This window comes from Snodgrassella alvi (assembly GCF_002777425.1).
Lineage (GTDB): Bacteria > Pseudomonadota > Gammaproteobacteria > Burkholderiales > Neisseriaceae > Snodgrassella > Snodgrassella alvi_B.
Window position 1 is genome coordinate 1 of the sequence record NZ_MDVC01000016.1, and the last position, 3,953, is coordinate 3,953.

Below are 3,953 nucleotides of genomic sequence, written 5' to 3' on the forward strand. Positions count from 1 at the left end.
CGGTTTCCTGAATCATTCTTAAGCCGTCCCATAGAAAGCGGGTACGGTTGTACGGTTAACCTTCGCGGTCTAACTTCCGTTTTTCAATGCATCTGCCAAGGGCGTCATAGTGTTAGTACCATTAGTCATCCTGATTTAATTTCAGTTTTTCTTTTTAACTTAGAAATATTTTTTCAATATATTCGCTTACTTTTGAATTAATATTACTTATATACTCCATGTCTTCATAAGAACCAAAGTTTAAAGCACCTTCTAAATTGTCATGCAGGACTAAAAGATTATATGCTAATTCCTTTGAAATAAAATTTTTTTCTTTATAATTAGTTACCATCTCATCCAGTGAAGTATAGAGATCATTCATTGTTTGTTCATCTAACTTATCTAGTAATCTAATTTTTTCAACTACACCGATAATCTTTTCATTAACATCAGAATTTATAATTTTCATAAAATACCTAATTAATTAGTTTTATTGCATTTGCTGGAATAGGTGCGTCAAATAGCACCTCCGAAGAACCTTTAGCTAATCGTCTTGCAAATTGATTACCTAAGAGGTCAAGACCTTTAGTAGAAGATATATCAATTGCCCCACCCGAAATTTTACTCAAGTCTATTTCAACTATTCTATTTCCAGTTTTACTAGCCCATTTTTCAGCGATACTTAAATCTTTGGTTGCAGATATAAACTGAGATGGAGAACGACTTCCTGATGTTACATGTCCTGCAACCGTTTTTATATTATTTGGGTTTAGTGAAAACAATCCAGAAGATATGTTTTCATCTTGTCTAATAACTCTATAGACTTTACCACTTTTTATACGATCAAACTCACTTACTTTAGCACATGGTGCTAATCCTAATGGATCAATCCACATTAGAGAATTAAATGCATACTGATACAGATTAAACCCACCCAGCAACCCAATCGGGTCTGGCTGGGTAAATCTACCTATATCCGGATCATAGTACCTGAAAGTATTGTAATGTAAGCCGGTTTCCCTGTCTAAATATTGTCCCTGATATCTGAGGTTTTGCTCTACTGATTCGTGTTCGATTTCATGAATCCTTTTACCCCATAACTGAAAGCTACATTCCCAAAGTATTTTACCGTTTGCATCGGTTAGTTCTTCTGGGCAGCCATTCAGGTCGGTGTGGAAGTAGCGGATATGTTGTTCTTGGTTGCCGTCTGTGTCTATCCGCGCCAGTGGTTCGTAGCTGTTCTGGTCGGTGTAGATATACAGGCTGGTGGGGTGATTCGGGCCGGTTTCCTGAATCATTCTTAAGCCGTCCCACAGGAAGCGGGTACGGTTGTAGGGTTTGCCTTCACGGTCTATCTGATGCTTTTCAATACGCCGGCCAAGGGCGTCGTAGACGTAGCCGTAACGCTGGCTGCGGCCTATTTGTTCGATGCGTACTTCGCTCAGGCGGTGTTCAGCATCGTAGTGGTAGTGCTGGGTTGTGCCGATGGTCTGTTTGGTCTGGGTTCTGCCATGCTCGTCGTAGCGGTAGTGGTGCCCTCTGAAATTCAGGAGCTGGTTACAGCGGATGACATTCTGATTGCTGGGGTCTAATTCTATTGGCCGTCTGTGGTCTAATAGGTTAGCAGCAGCATCATATTGCAGGGTTTCCCAGTATCTCTGGTTACGACAGCCTTCGATTCTGCCGGTGCGATCATAGTAGTAATCGGTCTGCCCGTGTTTGCTGTGTTTTTTGCTTACCAGTTGGTCGAGGTTGTCGTACTGGTAGCTGCGTTTGATGAGGATATCGGTAAATCATCTTCAATAGTTATATTCTTAAAATAACGTACAAGATCAATCCAATTAAAAAGCCTGAGCGATAAGACTCAGGCTTGTGTGGCGGATTATTGCAAAGCTTACCAACTATCTGCATATTGATATTAAAAATGAAATATGCCTATATATTTAAGTCCATTATAATTTTCTTTGTATGGCTTTTTAACCTTAAATTCACTCAGTTCATTATTTGCTATATACCAGATTACAGCATTGGCTTTAGTTATGCCTAATTGATGACATTTTGCTTTAATTTTTTGTATGCATTCTGAATCATCAGTTACCAGCTCATCAATGAGTTTATCAATTTCAACATCATTTTTTAATGGTTCCGGATAACCAATAAAATCCTCATCATACCAGTTATTACCTGTGTCTTTACAAAAGCCACAAATTTTATATTCAGGACTACCTAATTCTTCAGTAAAATCCAGCTCAAAATATTTATTATATTCCTCAACTGGCATTGTATTAGTCCCTACCCATAAATAGTAGTCGTCTGTGGGATCATATACCTCTAGTGGATATTTAGTATCCGCGTTAAATTCGCCTATATATTTAAGTCCGTTATAATTTTCTTTATAAGGTTTTTGTACCTCTAAATTTAATGAAAGATCATTATTAATGTACCAGAATACCGCATTGGCTGTTGTAACACCTGATTTAATACATTGTTCATAGATATTTTTCTTTTCGCTTTCATTCACTTCTATTGTATCAATAATAAGATTGATATCCTGAGGTGAAGAGAATCTATCAGGCATAATAAGCTTTTCTCTTATATATGCAATATGTCCCACATCTGCACAAAATAAACATCGTGGTTTAGGATTTAATAAGTCTTCTTGTATACCTTCAAATTGGTGAAAATATTGCTGATATTCTTCATCTGAAGAAAAATTATTGCCTATCCATAGTAAAATGGTAACTTTATTCAAATCAATTTTACTCATGATGACTACTCCTTAATTGATTAACATTTAGATTTTTTTCTCATATGCTTTTCATGCATATTATCAATTATATCCATTGCTTGTGTTTTCGATTTGGCTCCCTTCAATTTTCTTATTAGCTCCTTATGGAACCATCTGCCAGCACGAGAGCCATGATGAGCTCCTTCAAGTATTTCTCCTGTTTTTCCATGTTTAACACCGGTAAAATAAATATCCTTTGTCGGTACAGTCAGTGCTTTTAATTCCTGAGCGGTAAAGCCTAATGACTTGGCTTTTGCTGCTAGACTAACAGGGAACATTTCATGCTTACCGTCACCATTTCGTAAAGCATCTTTTACAGATCCAATATTGGAATAGTGGTTTCTTTATCCTTGTTTTCTTTGATAATCATTCAGTTAAATAAAAAAAGGGTAATTTCGTTTTCTTTTGGCTATCTGCTTAACGAAGTGGTTCTGGTAATCGCCGTGTCAGGGGACGTAATTTTTCTCTGTCATTCCATAAACCAGGGAATACTTCAAACTTCAGATCATCACGGTTAATACCTGTATCAAAATAGCGGCAGAGACGGTCTCTTAAATCTACATCGCCCCACATATTAGTCAGTTCATATTGTTCAATAAGCTTACGATCCTGTGGAAGAGTTAAATCTTCTTTGATAATTGGTGCTCTAGTTGTACTTAAAATGCCATTAGCATCAGGGACGAGGTCTATTAGTTTTCCTCCTAAAAAATGAAAATTAAATCTGTCACCTTTGTAGTGCCCATAATCTAAAATTGTATAGGGTTTAATCCAATATCTTTCGTTGGGCTTTGAGCTGGGTATTACTGTAGTGGATTTTATTTTCCCCTGAATTAATGACTTATTAATTACATTCCCAACAAAAACTCTGAACAATGGTTCTATTTTATTTAAATCTAAATTTTTCCATGCTCCATCTGAATTGAAAATATCATAAAAACGCATTTCAGGGCTGGTTAGCATCTGTCCAATTGTGTATAAATTATCACGTAATTGGATATTGACTAGATCATTTTTCTTCCAAACAACACGCTTAGCCATAATTAGCATCGACCTCTTTTTTTAGGAACACTCTTTCGACCTTCAAGATGTTTATCGGCGGCTTCAAGATAAGCCTCTCTGTTAGCATTATGCAAACCAACTGGATGTTGTTTATTTGCAGTACCTTCAAGACGACCAAGCTCTTCAA

Annotated in this window: 7 protein-coding genes; 2 read left to right on the forward strand and 5 right to left on the reverse strand. The window is 36.8% G+C overall.

Going from position 1 to position 3,953, the window contains the following annotated elements:
* Positions 1-154: 154 nt before the first annotated feature.
* Both BGI33_RS02940 and BGI33_RS13350 read right to left on the reverse strand, forming a co-directional pair.
* Positions 155-448 carry a hypothetical protein gene (locus BGI33_RS02940; RefSeq protein WP_025315306.1) on the reverse strand — a complete coding sequence of 98 codons (294 nt, stop codon included), beginning with the start codon at positions 446-448 and terminating at the stop codon, positions 155-157.
* 7 nt (positions 449-455) lie between these two features.
* Positions 456-1,277, reverse strand: a complete 822-nt coding sequence (locus tag BGI33_RS13350) for an RHS repeat domain-containing protein (RefSeq protein ID WP_218965112.1) — start codon at positions 1,275-1,277, stop codon at positions 456-458.
* Positions 1,278-1,337: 60 nt separating this feature from the next.
* On the opposite strand from BGI33_RS13350, the gene BGI33_RS13355 reads away from it, so the two are divergent.
* Both BGI33_RS13355 and BGI33_RS13360 read left to right on the forward strand, forming a co-directional pair.
* Positions 1,338-1,571, forward strand: a complete 234-nt coding sequence (locus tag BGI33_RS13355; protein WP_218965113.1) for a hypothetical protein — start codon at positions 1,338-1,340, stop codon at positions 1,569-1,571.
* 45 nt (positions 1,572-1,616) lie between these two features.
* The gene (locus BGI33_RS13360; protein ID WP_100114019.1) at positions 1,617-1,802 is read left to right on the forward strand and encodes a hypothetical protein; all 186 of its coding nucleotides are present in this window, start codon (positions 1,617-1,619) and stop codon (positions 1,800-1,802) included.
* 95 nt (positions 1,803-1,897) lie between these two features.
* On the opposite strand, the gene BGI33_RS02950 is transcribed toward BGI33_RS13360, so the two are convergent.
* From BGI33_RS02950 to BGI33_RS02960, 3 genes are all read right to left on the reverse strand, one after another.
* On the reverse strand, positions 1,898-2,746 hold the full coding sequence (locus tag BGI33_RS02950) for an immunity 22 family protein (RefSeq protein WP_100089894.1): 849 nt from the start codon (positions 2,744-2,746) through the stop codon (positions 1,898-1,900).
* A gap of 20 nt (positions 2,747-2,766) precedes the next feature.
* Positions 2,767-3,045 carry a hypothetical protein gene (locus BGI33_RS02955; protein ID WP_100089895.1) on the reverse strand — a complete coding sequence of 93 codons (279 nt, stop codon included), beginning with the start codon at positions 3,043-3,045 and terminating at the stop codon, positions 2,767-2,769.
* Between the two features lie 139 nt (positions 3,046-3,184).
* On the reverse strand, positions 3,185-3,805 hold the full coding sequence (locus BGI33_RS02960) for a hypothetical protein (RefSeq protein WP_100089896.1): 621 nt from the start codon (positions 3,803-3,805) through the stop codon (positions 3,185-3,187).
* Positions 3,806-3,953: the final 148 nt, after the last annotated feature.